Annotated in this window: 17 protein-coding genes and 1 pseudogene; 9 read left to right on the top strand and 9 right to left on the bottom strand. The window is 73.6% G+C overall.

The window, feature by feature from the left end; genetic code table 11:
- Positions 1–6: 6 nt before the first annotated feature.
- From ABT403_RS15770 to ABT403_RS15780, 3 genes are all read right to left on the bottom strand, one after another.
- On the bottom strand, positions 7–1,824 hold the full coding sequence (locus ABT403_RS15770) for a vWA domain-containing protein (protein WP_344152797.1): 1,818 nt from the start codon (positions 1,822–1,824) through the stop codon (positions 7–9).
- Positions 1,821–2,882: an ATP-binding protein gene (locus tag ABT403_RS15775; RefSeq protein ID WP_344152800.1), complete on the bottom strand. Its 1,062-nt coding sequence runs from the start codon at positions 2,880–2,882 to the stop codon at positions 1,821–1,823. Before ABT403_RS15775 ends, ABT403_RS15770 begins: the two co-directional genes overlap by 4 nt.
- A gap of 102 nt (positions 2,883–2,984) precedes the next feature.
- On the bottom strand, positions 2,985–3,962 hold the full coding sequence (locus ABT403_RS15780) for a GlxA family transcriptional regulator (RefSeq protein WP_344152803.1): 978 nt from the start codon (positions 3,960–3,962) through the stop codon (positions 2,985–2,987).
- Between the two features lie 103 nt (positions 3,963–4,065).
- Here ABT403_RS15780 and ABT403_RS15785 point away from each other — a divergent pair, with 103 nt between their 5' ends.
- Positions 4,066–4,758 (top strand): HD domain-containing protein, encoded by a 693-nt coding sequence (locus ABT403_RS15785; protein ID WP_344152806.1) that lies wholly within the window; start codon positions 4,066–4,068, stop codon positions 4,756–4,758.
- A gap of 60 nt (positions 4,759–4,818) precedes the next feature.
- Entirely contained in the window at positions 4,819–5,745 is a 927-nt protein-coding gene (gene bla, locus ABT403_RS15790; protein WP_344153016.1) for a class A beta-lactamase, read from the top strand.
- A gap of 28 nt (positions 5,746–5,773) precedes the next feature.
- Here bla and ABT403_RS15795 read toward each other — a convergent pair whose 3' ends face one another.
- Positions 5,774–7,138 carry a cytochrome P450 gene (locus tag ABT403_RS15795; protein WP_344152809.1) on the bottom strand — a complete coding sequence of 455 codons (1,365 nt, stop codon included), beginning with the start codon at positions 7,136–7,138 and terminating at the stop codon, positions 5,774–5,776.
- Between the two features lie 2 nt (positions 7,139–7,140).
- Positions 7,141–7,353, bottom strand: coding sequence for a hypothetical protein (locus ABT403_RS15800; protein ID WP_344152812.1), 213 nt, complete (start codon positions 7,351–7,353; stop codon positions 7,141–7,143).
- Positions 7,354–7,648: 295 nt separating this feature from the next.
- On the opposite strand from ABT403_RS15800, the gene ABT403_RS15805 reads away from it, so the two are divergent.
- Positions 7,649–8,413, top strand: coding sequence for an FAD-dependent oxidoreductase (locus ABT403_RS15805; protein ID WP_344153019.1), 765 nt, complete (start codon positions 7,649–7,651; stop codon positions 8,411–8,413).
- 54 nt (positions 8,414–8,467) lie between these two features.
- The gene (locus ABT403_RS15810) at positions 8,468–8,899 is read left to right on the top strand and encodes an ester cyclase (RefSeq protein WP_344152815.1); all 432 of its coding nucleotides are present in this window, start codon (positions 8,468–8,470) and stop codon (positions 8,897–8,899) included.
- Between the two features lie 8 nt (positions 8,900–8,907).
- Here the strand turns inward: ABT403_RS15810 and ABT403_RS15815 are convergent, their stop codons facing one another.
- Positions 8,908–9,135, bottom strand: a complete 228-nt coding sequence (locus ABT403_RS15815) for a hypothetical protein (RefSeq protein WP_344152818.1) — start codon at positions 9,133–9,135, stop codon at positions 8,908–8,910.
- A 183-nt stretch (positions 9,136–9,318) separates the two neighbouring features.
- Here ABT403_RS15815 and ABT403_RS15820 point away from each other — a divergent pair, with 183 nt between their 5' ends.
- Together ABT403_RS15820 and ABT403_RS15825 are read left to right on the top strand one after the other, a co-directional pair.
- Positions 9,319–9,879: a DUF6817 domain-containing protein gene (locus tag ABT403_RS15820; RefSeq protein WP_344152821.1), complete on the top strand. Its 561-nt coding sequence runs from the start codon at positions 9,319–9,321 to the stop codon at positions 9,877–9,879.
- Between the two features lie 195 nt (positions 9,880–10,074).
- The gene (locus tag ABT403_RS15825) at positions 10,075–11,598 is read left to right on the top strand and encodes an FAD-dependent oxidoreductase (RefSeq protein WP_344152824.1); all 1,524 of its coding nucleotides are present in this window, start codon (positions 10,075–10,077) and stop codon (positions 11,596–11,598) included.
- A gap of 5 nt (positions 11,599–11,603) precedes the next feature.
- Here ABT403_RS15825 and ABT403_RS15830 read toward each other — a convergent pair whose 3' ends face one another.
- Entirely contained in the window at positions 11,604–12,131 is a 528-nt protein-coding gene (locus ABT403_RS15830) for an ArsR/SmtB family transcription factor (RefSeq protein ID WP_344152827.1), read from the bottom strand.
- A gap of 101 nt (positions 12,132–12,232) precedes the next feature.
- On the opposite strand from ABT403_RS15830, the gene ABT403_RS15835 reads away from it, so the two are divergent.
- Entirely contained in the window at positions 12,233–13,501 is a 1,269-nt protein-coding gene (locus tag ABT403_RS15835; protein ID WP_344152830.1) for an MFS transporter, read from the top strand.
- 114 nt (positions 13,502–13,615) lie between these two features.
- Here the strand turns inward: ABT403_RS15835 and ABT403_RS15840 are convergent, their stop codons facing one another.
- Entirely contained in the window at positions 13,616–14,731 is a 1,116-nt protein-coding gene (locus tag ABT403_RS15840) for a serine hydrolase domain-containing protein (RefSeq protein ID WP_344152833.1), read from the bottom strand.
- Positions 14,732–14,844: 113 nt separating this feature from the next.
- Here ABT403_RS15840 and ABT403_RS15845 point away from each other — a divergent pair, with 113 nt between their 5' ends.
- Both ABT403_RS15845 and ABT403_RS39025 read left to right on the top strand, forming a co-directional pair.
- Positions 14,845–15,444: a TetR/AcrR family transcriptional regulator C-terminal domain-containing protein gene (locus ABT403_RS15845; protein WP_344152836.1), complete on the top strand. Its 600-nt coding sequence runs from the start codon at positions 14,845–14,847 to the stop codon at positions 15,442–15,444.
- Positions 15,445–15,465: 21 nt separating this feature from the next.
- Positions 15,466–15,737, top strand: a pseudogene (locus tag ABT403_RS39025) (class I SAM-dependent methyltransferase); the annotation flags it as partial.
- Here the strand turns inward: ABT403_RS39025 and ABT403_RS15855 are convergent.
- Positions 15,683–16,534: a HEAT repeat domain-containing protein gene (locus tag ABT403_RS15855; protein WP_425580121.1), complete on the bottom strand. Its 852-nt coding sequence runs from the start codon at positions 16,532–16,534 to the stop codon at positions 15,683–15,685. The pseudogene ABT403_RS39025 and the gene ABT403_RS15855 sit on opposite strands and share 55 nt — an antisense overlap.

The raw sequence follows: 16,534 nt of genomic DNA on the forward strand, positions 1-16,534 counted from the left end.
CCGGGTTCAGGTCAGGCGGAAGACCGGGCCCCTGGGGGTGAAGGGCAGGGACGCGCCCTGGGGGATCAGGTAGGCGTGTTCGCGGCGGACGCGCAGGGTGTCGCACCGGCCGTCGGTGATCACCAGGAGCGGCGCCGCCGGCGGGAAGTCCTCGGCGCGCTGGAGCAGGTCGACGCCCGGCTGGAGCACCGTGCCGCCCCGGCCGCGGACCCGGACCCGGCCCGCGATCCCGGCCGGCGGGAGGTAGCCCGCGTCGTACGGTGCCGCGTCGCAGAACACGACCCGTGCCGCCGGCACGTCGCGGGCCTCGGCGTAGGAGGCGATCGCGCCCAGCGCCTTCCCGAGCAGGGTGGCGTTCATCGACCCGGAGGTGTCGAGCACCACGCCGAAGGTGCACCGGGCCGTCTCCTCGGGCGGGAAGTACCGGCCCGCGCGCGGGATGTCCGGGGTCGAGGCCTGGCGGCGCGCCGGGCGGGCGTAGGACCGTACGGCCTCCGGCCTCGGCACGTACGCGTCGAACCAGCGGGCGAGCCGGGCGTCCCAGGGCACCGGCGGGTGGGACAGGGTCCGGATCGCCTGGACGAGCCCGGCCGGCAGCAGGCCGCGCCCGTCGCGGACGTGCAGGTCGAAGCCCTGGACGAGGCCGCGCCGGTAGAACTCGTCGAGATCCGCGTACGGGCGCCCCGCGCCGTGCGCGAGGGGCTCGCCCAGGATGTCCCCGGCGCCCTTGCCGCGCGGCGTGGCCAGGCGCCGCATCCGGCGCGGATCGGCGGCGATCCGGTCGTACACCTCCTCGACGGAGAGCCCGCGCAGCGCCGGGTCGTGCAGCAGGCCCTCGGGCATGCCGCCGACCCGCATCTCCACCAGCCAGTCGTTGACGACGTAGTCCGCGGCGACGTTGTGCAGGTACGGGTCGCGGCCGCCGCGGCGTTCACCGTGGCGCAGGGCGGCGTGCAGCATCTCGTGGGCCAGGATGAACCGCCACTCGTCGTCCTCGAAGGTGCGCAGCGGGTTGACGTAGATCTCGCCGGCGGCGGCGCTGACGGCGGCGATCGCGATGCCCTGGGCACGGGCCAGTTCGGCGTCGGCGACGACGGTCAGGCCGGCGGCGATCCCGCCGAGCAGCGGGTACGAGGACACGAACCAGTTCAGGGCCCGGTCCCAGGGGCGCTGGGCGACACGTTCGCCGGTGGTCCGGTCACGGCGGCCGCCTGCCACGTCCATGGCGGCGGAGACGCTGCGGGTCAGGGCGGAGGCGAAGGCGGTCTGCCAGTCGGGGACGGCGTTGTTCCAGGCCCGCCACGTGGCGAGGACCTGGTCGGGGCCGTGGCCGGCGGTGCCGCAGTGCTCGTAGGCGGCCGGGACGCCGTCGCGGCGCCAGCGGGCGGCGAGCTCCTCCTCGTCCCCGCCCGGGTACTCGGCGGGCAGGTGGTCGGGGGCGCGGCCGACGGGGAAGGTCAGCAGGAAGCGGTTGACGACCGCGCAGCGGGCGGCGAGATCGAAGCGGTCCGGCTGGGGCCGGTCCTCGTCCGTGGACGCCGGGACGTGGCCGAAGCCGAGGTGGAGCAGCGCGTGGGCGATCGCCCACGCCCACTCCCCGGGTTCGGCCCGCCGGGTGGGGTGGACGTGGACGACGCCGTTGGAGGTGACGGCGGCCAGACCCCCGGAGGGGGACTGCGGGCAGCCGGCCTCCCGGCAGATCGTGCCGTCGAGGGCGCCGAGGGCCGGGTTCCGCTTGACCAGGGCCAGGCCCTCGGCGAAGGCCCGGGCCGCCGGGTCGGGCTTGGCGGCGGCCTTCGCCCGCGCCGAGCCGCCCCGGCTCACCGGCGGGCCTCGACCAGGCGGGGCATGTCGCGGGCGGCCTCGATCAGGAACCATCCGGGCAGCACAGGCAGGCCGTCGGCGTCGTCGGCGATGACGGTCTGGGCGACCTCGACGGAGATCTCGGCGAGCTGGACGAGGAGCGACTTGAAGCGGTGGGTGCGCTGGCGCAGCGCGGGCGAGACGTGTTCCTTCCGCGCGGGCAGTTCCTTGAGCAGCCGGCCCCGGAAGGCTTCGGCGAGGTAGTAGAGCAGGTCGCGGTCCTGGAGCCGGGCGGGCCAGGAGGCGTCGCCCTTCAGGATGGCGTCGATGCCGAAGGTGTGCCGGACGATCTTGGCGTAGCCGCAGAAGGAGACGGCGTGCGCGGGGGTGAGGGTGCCGTGGGCGACCACCTTGAGGGTCTGCTCGTCCAGCTCCGCGCCGAAGGAGTGCAGGGCGTCGGAGAGCATGTGCCAGGAGCGCGGGGTGGAGAAGGGCTCCTCGGTCTTGGGCGGCTGCGACCAGAGGTGGTCGGGGCGGTCGGTGAGGTAGTCGGTGACCCAGGGGTGGATGCCGTGCTCGCCGTCCCACACCAGCCAGTCCCGCGCGGACGCCTGGAGGTGGACGTGCGTGAGGCGGTTGACCAGGGCGGAGGCGATGGGCCGGGCCAGGGCGTTGTCCATGGCGCGGTTGCCCGCGCCGATCACGATGGAACCGGCGGGCAGTTCGTAGGAGCCGATCCGGCGGTCGAGGATCAGCGAGTAGAAGGCCTTCTGCACGTCCGGGCTCGCGGCGTTGAGCTCGTCGAGGAAGAGGCAGTACGGCTCCTCGCGGGCGATCGCCTCGGGCGGGCAGAACACCGAGCGGCCGTCGCGGATCTGGGGTACGCCGATCAGGTCCTCGGGGGCGAGCTGCGTGCCGAGGAGGCTGACGCACTCCAGGCCCAGGGAGTCGGCGAACCTCCGCACGAGCGAGGACTTCCCGATGCCGGGCGCCCCCCAGAGGAAAACGGGCCGCACCGTGGCGAGGCCGAGCAGCAGTTCGGGGATCTGGGCGGGGGTGACGGTGACGGCAGCCTGCACGGGCGCGGAGGTCCTTCGGGGTGGGACGGCGTGTGGTGCGGCCAGTGTGGTCACACCGCACACGGCCCGGCATCCGGTTTTTCCCGGCCGGGGCCGGGCGGTTCAGCGGCCGTCGCCGGGCTCCCGCCGCCGGAAGGCGGCGCGGTAGGCGTAGGGGGAGGTGCCGGTGTGGCGGGTGAAGTGGTGGCGCAGGGTCGCCGGTGAGCCGAATCCCGTCCGGTCCGCGAGGAGGGTGACGGGCAGGTCGGTGGTCTCCAGCAGCTGCCGGGCCCGGTGGATGCGCGCGTGCAGGAGCCACTGCAACGGGGTGGTTCCGGCCTGCTCACGGAAGCGGCGGTTGAGCGTGCGGACACTGATCCCGGCGTGGCCGGCGATGTCGGCGAGGGTGAGCGGCCGGTCGAGGCGGCTCTCCATCCAGTTCATCACGGGCTGGAGGGCGCTGAGATCGGCCGGGGCCGGGGGCCGTTCGATGTACTGGGCCTGGCCCCCGTCACGCTGGAGGGGCATGACGATACGGCGGGCGGTGGCGGCGGCGAGCTCCGCGCCGAGGTCACGGCGCACCAGGTGGAGGCAGAGGTCGAGTCCTGCGGCCACCCCGGCCGAAGTGATCAGACGGCCGTGATCGACGAACAGGACGGCGGGATCGACCTCGACGCGCGGATAGCGGCGGGCGAACTCGTCGGCGTACTGCCAGTGGGTGGTGGCCCGGTACCCGTCGAGCAGACCGGTGGCGGCCAGCGTGAAGGCGCCGACGCACACCGAGGCCAGACGCGCCCCCCGCGCCGCCGCCCGGGCCAGCGCGTCGGTGACGTGCGGGGGCGGCGGGGCCGCGAAGCCGGCGTGGGCGGGGATGACGACGGTGTGGGCGCCGACGAGGCCCTCCAGACCGTACGGGGTGTCGATCCGGAAGGCACCGTGCTGGACGGAGGTCGTCGCGCTGCGGCCGGGGGCACAGACCCGGATCTCGTAGCGCACGGTGCCGGCGGCCTCGTTGGCCGTGCCGAAGACCTGCCCGGGCGTGGCCAGTTCGAAGGGGGCGACACCGTCGAGCGCGAGAACGGCCACCACTTCAAGGGTCATGGCCAGAATTTAGCGCATGACGGCATTGTGGCCACTGTCCGGGCGGCGCACGGGGCCGCACGATCGAGAGGTTCCCCTTCCGCACCGATGAGGAGTCCCCGCCGTGACCGTCGCCCTGCCCGCCGTCTACGACGCGTTCGACCTGCCCCGGACGGAGTTGACCGCCCGCGCCCTGCGCTACGCCGAGGAGGCGGTGCCCGCGGTCATCTTCCGCCACAGCGTGCGCAGCTATCTCTTCGCCCGCGCGCTCGCGGACCACGACGGCATGAAGGCCGGAGCGGACTTCGACGACGAGCTGGTGTTCCTGGGCTGCGTCCTGCACGACCTGGGGCTGTCGGAACAGGGCAACGGCCACCAGCGGTTCGAGGTGGACGGTGCGGACCTGGCGGCCCGCTTCCTGCGCGAACAGGGCGCCGGCGAGGAGGCCGTGACGGTGGTGTGGGACGCCGTCGCCCTGCACACCTCGGAGGGCATCGCCTCCCGCAAGGGCCCGGAGATCGCACTGGCCCACGCCGGCATCTCGGTGGACGTCCTGGGGCGCGGCAAGGAGCTCCTGCCCGAGGGGTTCGCCGACCGGGTGCACGCCGCGTTCCCCCGCGCCGACCTCGGCTACGCCATCACGGACGTGATCGTCCGGCAGATGCTGGACAACCCCGCCAAGGCCGGCCCGCTCAGCTTCCCCGGGCAGCTGCTGCGCGCCCACGTGCCGGCCGGCACGCTGCCCGACTGGTCCGACCTGATCGACGCGGCCGGCTGGGGAGACCGGCCGGCGGGCGGGCCGGTGCAACCGTCCTGAGACGGTTCGCGTGTTTCCTCCCGTAGTGATGATCAACGATGAGGAGACGATGTGAAGCGCGTGGCAAGCCGTCCGTCCCGGCGTACGGTCCTGACCCTCGCGACCGGGGGCCTGGCCGCGCTCGGCCTCGGCGCCGCCGCTCCGGCGTCCGCGTCCGCGTCCGCGGGCACCCGGCCGGGCGCGGGCCCGGGCGCCCCGCGCCGGCTGCGGGACATGGAACGGGAGCACGGCGCCCGCATCGGTGCCTACGCCCGCAACCTGGTCACCGGCCGGACGGTGGCCCACCGGGCGGAGGAACTCTTCCCGGTCTGCTCGGTGTTCAAGCCCCTGGCCGCGGCGGCCGTCCTGCGGGACCTCGACCGCGACGGGGAGTTCCTGGCCCGCCGCGTCCACTACACCGCGGCCGAGGTCGACGCGGCCGAGTGGACCCCCGTGACCCAGGAGCACGTGGCCGACGGGATGACGGTCGAGGCCCTGTGCGCCGCCGCGGTGAGCCAGAGCGACAACCTCGCGGGCAACCTGCTCCTGCGCGAACTGGGCGGCCCGACCGCGATCACCCGCTTCGCCCGGTCCCTCGGCGACCGCGTCACCCGCCTCGACCGCTGGGAACCGGCCCTGAACTCGGCCGAACCCTGGCGCACCGAGGACACCACCAGCCCGCGCGCCATCGCCGAGACCTACGCCCGGCTGCTGCTCGGCGACGTACTGCCCCGCGGGGACAGGGACCGGCTCACCGGCTGGCTCCTCGCCAACACCACCAACACCCATCGCTTCAAGGAGGGCCTGCCCGGCTGGACCCTGGCCGACAAGACCGGCGGCGGCGACGACTACGGCGTCGCCAACGACGTGGGCGTGGTGTGGAGCCCGGCCGGTGTGCCGGTGGTGATGGCGGTCCTGACGACCAGGCCGCAGGCCCCGCACGGCCCGAACGACAACGCGCTCGTCGCCGGCACGGCCCGCCTGCTGGGCGAATCCGTCCTGGACTGACCCGCACCGGCCCGCACCGGCCCGCTCCTCATGGCGCTCGCCGCGCGGGCGTTGCCGAAGAGGCCGGTGTTCCGGCGGGACGGGGGCGCAGGTCGTGCGGATGGTCGGTGATGTCGAGGGCGAGCTTGTGGGGCTGGAGGATGGTGCGGGTGCTGAAGACGGGCGTGGTGCCCGGGGTGCGGTTGATCTGGTAGCTGCTGGTGAGGGTGGCGGTGGTGACGGTCATCGCGACGGTGGCGAAGTGGGTTCCCAGGCAGGTGCGCGGTCCGCCGCCGAAGGGCATGAACGCGTACTTGGGCAGCGGATCGGCGGGGGAGCGGCCCGTCCAGCGGTCGGGGCGGAAGGCGTCCGGCTCGTGGTAGTGGCGGGGATCGCGCTGGAGGACGAAGGGGCTGACGGCGACGCGCTGCCCGGGGCGCAGGGGGAAGCCGGCGAGTTCGGTGGGTTCTTCGACGGTCCTTTCGATCAGCCACAGCGGCGGGTACAGCCGGAGCGTCTCCTTCACCACGGATTCCGTGACGGCCAGGCGCGGGACGTCCGCGGCGGTCGGGAGGCGGCCCGCGAGCTCGCGGTCGGCCTCGTCCCGTACCTGCCGGCGGATGCGGGGGTTCCGGTCGAGGAGGAGGAACAGCCAGGCGAGTGCCGCGGCGGTCGTCTCGTGGGCGGCGAACAGGTTGGCGACGATGATGCTGGTGGCTCCTTGACGGGTGATGGCGCCTTCGTCACGGGCGGTGTTCAGCAGGTCGGCGACCACCTGCGGGGAGTCGTCGCGGTGCGTCGCCCGCCGCTGGTCGATCAGGCGGGACACCTCGGCCGCCAGGTCGCGGTTGACGCGGTGCAGGCGCCGCCCGCGCAGGACGCGGCAGCGGGCGGGCAGCGGCAGTACGGGGGGCAGGAGCGCGTCCTGCAGCCGGGCCAGGAGGGCGGGGACCCTGCCGGTCTCCGGCCCCAGGCAGAACTCGGCGATGAGGTGGGCGGTGAGGTCCTCCAGTGCGGGGATCGCCTCGACCGTGCCGCGCGCCCGCCAGGCCTGGGAGTGCCGGGCGGCCGTGGCCGCGAGGCGGTCCTCGGCGGCGCGCATGCTGGTGCGGTTCAGGCCGCGTCCCGCCAGGCCGCGGGCCCGCATCCACCGGGCCAGGTCCTCGGAGGCCCGGCCTCCGTCGGTCTCCTCGCCCAGGAGGTCGCGGCTGATGGCGTACGTGGTGTTGGTGTGCTTGAAGACCTCCTCGGCGAGGACCGGCGAGTTCGCGAGGTACAGGCCGTCGTCGACGCGGACGAGATCGCCGTACTGCCGCTGGTGGAGCAGGAAGCCGAGCTGGTCGCGTTCGAAGGCGCGCCGGTCGCCGTGCCGCCCGGCCCCACCGGGGCCGGGCGGCACACGGAGCAGACCCACGGTTACTGTCCCTGTACGTAGTAGTAGTAATACGCACTGCCACGATCGCCGCCGAGCGACGTGAGCGGACTGGTGCGCTGGATTCTCGCCCCGGAAGGGTCACTGGCCAACGGGGCCGCGTTCGAGGCGGCGAAGGCCGATCCTCCGCCGACGAGCGCGGCGATGGCGGAGACGGCGATGAGGAGCGACTTGCGCAGGGGGATCAGGGCAGCCATGGGGGATTCCTTTCAGAGGTGCCGGGCGGTGTTTCCGCCCGGTCCGTTGCCCTCTATTCCGCCCTGTGGTGGCGCCCGGGACACGTTACGAGGAGATGGGACATGTCATCGGCCTCCGCTTCTGTCACAATGACGCGCCCGTCGCCCGTCGCCCGTCGCCCGTCGCCTGTCGCCCGGCCGCATGTGACGCACGCCACGTCGAAGGGCTGTCACAGGACCGGGCCCGCCGGCATCTCATGTCCGACCAGTCACCAAGGCGGGAGGCCGACATGAAGGGTCGACGACGGGTACGGGCATCGACTTCGACTACGCGTTCCTCGCCGTGGGCAGCACCGTCCGCCCGATACCGGGAACGGTCCCGGTGGCCCTCGCCGCGCTGCACCCGGGCAGCAGGGTCACGGTGATCGGGGGCGGCGCGACCGGCATCGAGACGGCGGCCGAGGTGGCCGAGGCCAGGCCGGACCTGCGGGTGCGCATCGTCGGATCCTCGGTCGGCGGGGGCTTCTCCGGCCGGGCGTACGAGCGGGTCCGCTCCGGACTGGCGGGGCTGGCCGTCGACATCGTGGACGACGGCGTCACGGAGGTCACCGGCGGCGTCGTACACCTGCGCTCGGGAGCGGCGTTCGCCTCCGACCTGACCCTGTGGGCGATCGTGTCGGGCGTCCCCGGCCTCGCGGCCCGCAGCGGCCTGCGCGTGGACGTGGACGGCCGCGCGGTCGTGGACGAGTACCTCCGCAGCGTCGACGACGAACGGATCTTCGCCGTGGGCGACTGCGCGGCCGTACCGGGCGCCCGTTTCGCCTGCGCACTCGCCGCGCCGCAGGCCGCCCACGCGGCCGACGCCCTCGCCCGCCTGATCGAGGGCCGCAGGCCCGAGCCGTACTCCCCGCGTTACGTCGCCCGCGCCGTCACCCTCGGACGGAAGAACGCGGTGGGCCAGTTCACCCGCCCCGACGACAGCCTCCGGCGGGCCTGCGTCACCGGGCGCACCGCGGTCGTGCTCAAGGAACTGGCGTCCCGCGGCGGGAAGTACGGCGCCCGCACGGGCACCGGCGCCTGACCGGGGACCGTGAACGGCCTCCACCACCGACCCGACCCGAAGGGAAGATCGCACATGTCAGCAGCTCAGACGGCCATCAACAAAGAGGCGTTCGGCCGCTTCCACGCCGCCGTGAACACGGGTGACGCGGAGCTCATCTCGAAGACGATCGACGAGGTCTTCGCGCCGGACGTGCTGTTCCACGCTCCCGTGCCGAACGGTGCGACGGGGGCACAGGCCCTCAAACAGGTGTGGGTGGTCCTCCTGCGCGCGTTCCCCGACCTTCACGTCACGGTCGAGGACGTCATCGCCGAAGGCGACAAGGTCGTCTTCAGGAACACGGTCACCGGCACCCACCAGGGCGACTACCGGGGCCTCCCGCCCACCGGCAAGCCGGTCAGGTACGGCGAGATCTTCATCTTCCGCTTCGCCGGCGGCCGCATCGCCGAGGTGTGGGGTGTCGTCGACGTCCTCGCGCAGCTGCGACAGCTCGGCCTGGTCCCCTGAGCCCGTCATCACCGAGAGCGCACGCGCTCGGCCGCCTTCCGCGTCCGCACCCCGCCGGCGACGAGCGCCAGCCCCACGGCGACGACACCCAGGTAGGCGGCGGACGGAAAGTCGACGACCTTGTGCAGCCAGCCCCACTCCGTTCCGAAGAACGTCCGCGAGGCGAAGCCGACGACCCCCTGGGCGCCTATGACGTATCCGATGCTTTCGAGCGTGTATCCGATGGTTGTTCGCACGGATCCACCCTCTCGCGGCGGTGGCACGGCCGCGTCCTGCGCAGGACTGAGAACACGGTAGGCCGAAGGATGCACGCGCACCGGAGGCCCGCCGGGCCGGGACGCCGCGGACTTCCCTGTCCGCATGTGTCCGCATGCCGGTCCGGGCGTACGCCCGAGCGGGAAGCCCGTCATCATGGGCCCATGACGCACAGCGACGATCAGCACACCGACTCGCCCGCGATAGCCCTGCTCAAGGAGGTGGGAGCGGAGACCGTCAAGCACTCCGGCGGCACGCTCCTGACCCACCTGCTGCGCGTCGAGGCGCTGCTCGCGGCCTGGGGCGCGCGCCCCGCCCTGCGGACCGCGGCGCTGTGCCACGCCTTCTACGGCACCGACGGGCTGCCGCTGGTACTCCTGGAGCTGTCCGAGCGCGCGCGTCTGGCCGAGGCGATCGGTGCGGAGGCGGAGGAACTCGTGTACTTCTACGCCAGCTGCGACCGCAAGGCCTCCTACCCCGGCCTCGCCGCGGCGGACGGGGAGGCGGTGACCTTCCGGGACCGGTTCACCGGTGAGGAGTTCACCCCGACGCCGCGGCAGCGCCGCGACTTCGCCGAGCTCACGGTGGCCAACGAGCTGGACCTGGCGAGGGTGAACGAGTCCTTCCGCGAGCGCAACGGGGCGGGCCTGCTCGATCTGTTCACGCGCTGGGCGCCCCTCCTGTCGGAGGCGGCCCGCCGCGAGGTGACCGCCGTCCTCGGCTGAGACCCTGCCCCGGTCCCGGGGCCGGCCCCGATCCCGGGGCCGGCGCGAGCCGGGGGCCGGGCCGCCGGGCCGGTGGTACCGGTCGTTTGTCGGTGACGTGCCGGCGCCGTCGGTGCGTTGTCGGTGGCGTCCGGCACCGTTGGAGAGGTCCTGCCGGACGTCCGTCCGGCTCGGAGTCCGAGGAGGGGATCTCTCGTGCATGACGTGGTGATCGTGGGAGCCGGTCCGGTGGGTCTGGCCCTGGCCTGCGAGCTTGGCCTCGCGGGCTGTTCCGTGGTGGTGCTCGAACGGGAGCCGGAGCCCGGCTCCCCGTTACGGTCGGCCCCGCTGGGCAGGCGCGGGCTGTCCGCCGCCTCGGTCGAGGCGTTCTACCGGCGCGGACTGCTGGAACCCCTGCTGGCGGCGTCGGGCGTCCAGGAGGTGTTCGGCGCGGCCCCCGAAGCGGGTGCGCCCGCCCGTTCCCGGTTCGCCGGCCACTTCGCCGGCATGATGCTCGACGCGGACCGGGTCGACGTCGCCGCCCTCCCCTTCCGGCTTCCCGGCCCGGCGCGCGAGGCCGTGGTCACGGACCTCGAAGCGGTCGAGGCGGTGCTGTCCGGGCAGGCGGCCAAGCTCGGCGTGGACATCAGGCGCGGCGTCACGGTCTCGGCCGTCTCCCAAAACGGGCAGGGCGTGGTCGCCCGGGCCGGCGCGGACGCGTACGAGGCGCGCTGGCTGGTCGGCTGCGACGGTGGACGCAGTACGGTGCGCAGGCTCGCGGGCTTCGAATTCGTCGGTACCGAACCGCAGTTCACCGGCTACACCATGCAGGTCACCCTCGCCGGCACCGAGAGCCTGCGCCCCGGCTTCCACCTCACGCCGTCGGGCATGTACCTGCGGATGCCCCTCGACGGGCACATCGCCGTGGCGGACTTCGACGGCGGCGCGTTCGACCGTTCACGGCCGCCGACCCGCGAGCACCTCCAGGCGGTCCTGCGCCGCGTGTCCGGCATCGACGTGACGATCGACGAGGTCCACCTCGCGTCGACCTTCACCGACCGGGCGATGCAGACGACGGCCTACCGGCGGGGACGCGTCCTGCTCGCGGGCGACGCCGCCCACATCCACTCCCCCCTCGGCGGCCAGGGGCTCAACACCGGCATCGGCGACGCCGTGAACCTGGGGTGGAAACTCGCGGCGACCGTGCGCGGGCACGCGCCGGACGGGCTGCTCGACACCTACGCCGACGAGCGCCATCCGATCGGCGCGGCGGTGCTCGACTGGTCGCGCGCCCAGGTGGCGACCATGAGGCCGGAACCGTACGCCCAGGCCATCCAGGCCGTGGTCCGCGATCTCATCGGGACCCGTGACGGAGCGACCTACGTGTTCGGGAGGCTGTCCGGGGCGTGGATCCGGTACGACCTCGGCAGCGAGCACCCGCTGGTCGGCCGCAGCGCCCCCGACTACCGCCTTGAGGACGGCACTCGCCTCGGCGACCTCATGGAGGACGGACGGGGCGTCGTGCTCGACTTCAGCACCGACCGGCGCCTGCACGCTCCGGCGACCGGCTGGGAGGGCCGCATACGGTACGCGGCCGGGACGGCGACGGACGACCTCGGCTCGGGTGCCGTGCTGGTGCGGCCGGACGGCGTCGTCGCCTGGGCGGGGGACCGGCACCCCGACCCCGAGGAATTCGCGCGGGCCGCCGGCCGCTGGTTCGGCGGCCCGCTCGACCGTTGACCGGCTCAGGCCGTCGACGGGTCCGGAGGTGGCGTGTCCCGCAAGGGGAAGGCCATCATGCTGACGCCCAGGGGGACGGTCCCCGGTGAGTGCGGTGGCCGTGCGGCCCGGTGGAGTTCGACGGCGAGTTCGGTGAGTCGTCGCCTCGCCTCCTCCCAAGTGCCGGGATCCACCCACAGCTCCGCGTCGACGGTCACGCCCTCGCTCGCCTCCAGCCGTCGACCGGCGCGCTCCCGGAGGGTGTGGGCCATGGTCTCGGCCAGCATCAGGGCGCCGTCGTGCTGGTCGGACAGCGGTGTGCCGGGGACGGTGCGGTAGCGCCGCTCCCGGCCACCGCGGCGCGTGCGCTCCTCCGCCAGCTCGACCAGCCCCACCGCGTCGAGGCGCCGCAGGTGCTGGCTGGCCAGCGCGTGCGAGACGTCCAGCTCGCGGGCGAGCTCGGCGGCCGACATCGGTCCCGGCCACATGAGGCTCAGCATCCGTAGCCGCAGGGGATGGGCGAGTGCGCGAAGTACGGGGTCGGTATCGGTCACACAGGCCAGTAAACCGTACGGGCGTCGCCTGGACCTCTACCCCCAATGAAATGCTTGGGGGTAGAGTGCGCGATCAAGCGCACACGAGACGGGGGATGTTGATGAGCTGGCGCACGCTCGAAGTCCTGAAGGAACGCAACGCGGGTCTGTATCTGGGCGGGGTGACCGTCTCCGCCTTCGGCGACACGGCCATGTCGCTCGCCGCCGGCATCTGGGTCAAGACCCTCACCGGTTCCGACGGCCTGGCCGCTCTGGTCGGCTTCTGCCTCTGGCTGCCCACCTTCGCGGGCCCACTGATCGGCACGGTGGCGGACCGCGTGCGCCGCCGCCCCCTCCTGGTGGCCGTCAACCTGGCCCTGGCCGTCGTCATGACCGCACCGATCGCCGTGCACTCGGCTGCGGACGTCTGGCTGCTCTTCGCGGTCCTGACCCTGGTGGGCACGGGAATGGTGCTGACGGACGCGGCGCAGACCGCGCTGGTGGCCGCCGCCGTGCCGGAGGAACTGCGCGGCGACTTCAACGGCATGGTGTACACCGCGATCGAGAGCACGAAGCTGCTCGCCCCGCTGGCCGGCGCCGGGCTGTTCACCGCCTTCGGCGGGCCCGCGGTGGCGGTGCTGGACGCGGTGAGCTTCGTACTGGCCGCGCTCGCCTTCCGGTTCATCCGTGTACGGGAGGCCCGGCCCGCGGCCCGCGACAAGCGCGCCTGGACCGCCGAGACCGCTGAAGGCGCCCGCTACCTGTGGCGGCACCCGCTGCTGCGTCCACTGGTCCTCACCGGCGCGACCGCCATGGTCCTGTCCAGCCTGAGCAGTACGGCCACGTTCGCCATGCTCGACGGCGGCCTGCACCAATCGCCGGCCTACGCGGGCGTACTGACCCCGGTTCAGGGGCTCGGGTCGGTCGTCTGCGGGCTGGCGGCCGGTGCGTTGATGCGCCGCATGTCCGAACGGGCCTTCTCGGCGGTCGGACTCTCCCTCTTCGCCCTCGGCGTGCTCGCCCGGGCCACGCCCTGGCTCCCCGTCGTGCTGGGCGGCAGCCTGGCCATCGGGCTGGGCCTGCCCTGCGCACTCATCGCCGCCATGACCGCCGTCCAGCGGGAAACCCCGGGTGAACTGCTGGGCCGGGTGGCGGCCACGGCCAACACGCTGATGTTCGCGCCCACCGGGCTCGCCCTGCTCATCGGCACGGCGATGGTGACCGGGCTCGACTACCGGGTTCAGCTCCTCGCCGCCGGGATCCTGGGCCTGACCTGGGCGGCGGTCCTCCTCCTGGGCCGCGCGGCCCGGCCCACGGGACGGGATGGCGCGCGGCCGGCGCCGGCCGGCGCCCGCGAGCCCGACACCGCGGGCAGCAGCACCACACCATGAGACCCCCGAGCCGGCCCCGGCCGGCGTCCCGGCGCGGCTCGCGGCGGTCGCGGCGGTCGATCACGACAGCCGCACCACCACCATCAGCCGCTACCGGCAGATGCGGGACGACCCTCAGGCGGTGATCCCCAAGGCCGTCCGGATCTCGTCGGCGACCGTCTGCGGCACCGTGTTCTCCTGGCCGCCCGTCAGCCGGGTGTGGAGGACGGCGACGGCGAGCCCGTGTTCCGGGTCGGCGAAGGCGATGCTGCCGCCGGAGCCGTGGTGGCCGAAGGCGGTGCGCCGGCCGCCCGTCTCCGGCAGGCCGAGGAAGTAGCCCAGGCCCTTGGCCATCGGGCGCCCGAACATCACGTCGGTGTCGTCCGTGGCCAGGGCGGCGATCCGCGCCGTGTGCCGCGGCGGCAGCAGCCGCACCCCGTCGACCTCGCCGATGAGCGCCGCGTACATCCGGGCCACGGCGGACGCGGAGAAGGTTCCGGCGGCCGGGAGTTCGGCGCGCAGGTACTCGGGACGGTTGGCGAGCTGTGCGGTGGTCCACACCCCGCGGTTCGGGACGGACCGGAAGAACGGCAGGTCCTGGGGCATCGCGGCCAGGGACGCCTCCCAGTTGCCCTCGACGAGGGTCGCCACCCGGGGCAGGGCCTGCTCGGGGACGGCGAGGAAGAGGGAGTCGGCGACGCCCAGCGGGCCGGCGACCTCCTCGCGGAGCACCTGGGAGATGCCGCGCCCGGTGACGCGGCGGACGGTCTCCCCGACGAGCCAGCCGAAGGTCCAGCCGTGATAGCCGGTGGCGGTGCCCGGCTCCCACAGCGGTTCCTGGCCGGCGACGATCGCACACATCGCGTCCCAGTCGTAGAGCTCCTCGGCGGTGATGCCGGCGGGAAGCTGGGGCACACCCGCCGCGTGGGTGAGCGCGTGCCGCAGGGTGACCTGCTCCTTGCCGTGGGCGGCGAACTCCGGCCAGTGGTGGGCGAGGGGGGTGTCGTAGTCGAGGACGCCGCGCGCGGCCAGGACGTGGGCCACGGTCGCGGTCACGCCCTTGCCCGCGGAGTAGGAGTGGATCAGGGTCTCCCGGTCCACCGGCCGCCCGGTGGACGGGTCGGCGGTTCCCGCCCAGGCGTTCACCACCATCCGCCCGTCCTTGTAGGCGGCCACCTGGACGCCGGTCTCCCGCCCGGACTCCACCAGCCGGTCGATCGTCTTCTGTACGCGTGCCTGCACCTCGGTCATGACGGTTCCCCCTCGTCGGCGTTATCCTGAACACTGTTCAACCCGAACGCTGTTCAAGGTAACCTGAACACCGCTCAGGTGCAATGGCAGGACGAGACCCAGGGAGACCCGGCATGCCGGTACGACGGCCGGACGTGATCGACGCCGCCATGGAACTGCTCGACGAGACCGGGCTGGACGAGCTGTCCACCCGCAGGCTGGCCGAGCGCCTGGGCCTGCGGGTCGGCGCGCTCTACTGGCACGTCAAGAACAAGGACGAGCTCCTCGCCGAGCTGGCGGACCGGATCGTCGCCGAGGCCCTGGCCGAACCGGTCCCGGCGGCGGAGCTCGCCGACCGCCTCGCCGGCACGGCGTCGGCGCTGCGCCGGGCCATGCTCGCCCACCGCGACGGCGCCCGCCTGGTCGCCGGGTACGCGGTCCCCAGCCCCCACGCCCTCGCCCTGGCCGACCGCCTCCTCGGCATCACCCGCGCCGCCGGGATCCCGCTGCCGCTCGCCGCGACCGTCACCGACGCGCTGCTCAGCTACACCACCGGGTTCGTCCTCCAGGAGCAACTGCGGCCACGGCACCCCGCCCCCACCACCACCCCCGACCTGTCGGCCCTGCCCCACCTCGCGGAACTCGCCACGACCGGCTTCCCGGACCGCGACGCCTCCTTCCACGCCGGCACCCGCCTGATCACGTCAGGCCTCACGGCCACCTCGTCGGGGTGAGCCCGGGGTACGTGGACGCCCCGGCGCACGGAGCGGCGGATCGCGGCGAGGATCCGGGAAGCGCTCGGCGACGCGCGGACGGTGCTGAACGCCGGGGCCGGCACCGTCTCCTACGAGCCGGCGGACCGTGAGGTCACGGCGGTGGAAGCCGTCGGCGGTGATGCGGGCGGCGCAGCGCCCGGCCGTCGGCGGTCACCGGCGTCGATTCCGCTGCTGAAGCCATGGCCCCAGGCACCGTTCAGAACCACCCGGTCGCTGGCGCGAGGGCTCGGCGCGCGGCATCGCGTACGGTCGCCTCCTCATCCGTCGCGAGTCGTTCGAGTGCGGCTCGGGCATCGGGGGCCGGCCTTCCGGACAGTGCCGCCGCTTCGCGTGCCCCGTAGAGGGCGCTCACAACTGCCCGTCGGACCTCCGGTGCGGCGTCGGACGCGCCGGCGATGAGGATGTCCAAGGCCCGCGAGGGATCACCCAGGCCGACGCTGGAGCCGAGGGTGGTCATCACGTCGGCGCGCACCCCGGGGTCCGGGTCGCAGGCCGCGTCGGCGACCAGACCGAAGTACTCGGTCCCGAGCGAGTCGAAGAAGCAAACGCCCCAGAGACCGACTCTCCGCAGACCCGGATCATCGGAAACGGTGTACTCCATGGACAGGGCGAACGCGGTGTCCGGCCATGCCTCGAAGAGATCGAGGACGTCGACGTGCAGCATGTCCCCGTCCTCGTTGCGATCGGTCACCATCGCACGCAGCAGGGCAGGCAGGGCCTCCTGACCACAGGCACCCGCCAGCACGTGGGCCATCCGGTCCCGCGCGAAGGAATCGTCCGCGGCGACGTGACGGGCAAGCCGTTCCTCCAGCTCCGGCTTCAGGAACGCGGCCGCCGGTGTCCGCAGCTTCTCCACCAAGGAATCGAACCGAACACAAGCCCCGGGACCCCGCTCGGCACCTGCGGCCAACCGCGCGTCCAACTCCTCCAGCGCACGGCGCAACGCGGCGCGCTCCGCACTGCCCTCGCCTCGATCCGTCCCGGCCATGCCGCTCACCCTATGTGCCGTGGTGTCACCGCCATCACCCTCGGACAGCCCGTGGGACAT

This window comes from Streptomyces sp. NPDC000075 (genome assembly GCF_040301925.1).
Lineage (GTDB): Bacteria > Actinomycetota > Actinomycetes > Streptomycetales > Streptomycetaceae > Streptomyces > Streptomyces polychromogenes.

What these genes read in the sequence shown, in the direction of transcription:
- ABT403_RS15845 (WP_344152836.1), top strand. Translation starts at nt 14,845, where the DNA reads ATGCCGGTACGACGGCCGGACGTGATCGACGCCGCCATGGAACTGCTC.
- ABT403_RS15835 (WP_344152830.1), top strand. Translation starts at nt 12,233, where the DNA reads ATGAGCTGGCGCACGCTCGAAGTCCTGAAGGAACGCAACGCGGGTCTG.
- ABT403_RS15840 (WP_344152833.1), bottom strand. Translation starts at nt 14,731, where the DNA reads ATGACCGAGGTGCAGGCACGCGTACAGAAGACGATCGACCGGCTGGTG.
- ABT403_RS15800 (WP_344152812.1), bottom strand. Translation starts at nt 7,353, where the DNA reads ATGGCTGCCCTGATCCCCCTGCGCAAGTCGCTCCTCATCGCCGTCTCC.
- ABT403_RS15810 (WP_344152815.1), top strand. Translation starts at nt 8,468, where the DNA reads ATGTCAGCAGCTCAGACGGCCATCAACAAAGAGGCGTTCGGCCGCTTC.
- ABT403_RS15855 (WP_425580121.1), bottom strand. Translation starts at nt 16,534, where the DNA reads ATGTCCCACGGGCTGTCCGAGGGTGATGGCGGTGACACCACGGCACAT.
- ABT403_RS15820 (WP_344152821.1), top strand. Translation starts at nt 9,319, where the DNA reads ATGACGCACAGCGACGATCAGCACACCGACTCGCCCGCGATAGCCCTG.
- ABT403_RS15780 (WP_344152803.1), bottom strand. Translation starts at nt 3,962, where the DNA reads ATGACCCTTGAAGTGGTGGCCGTTCTCGCGCTCGACGGTGTCGCCCCC.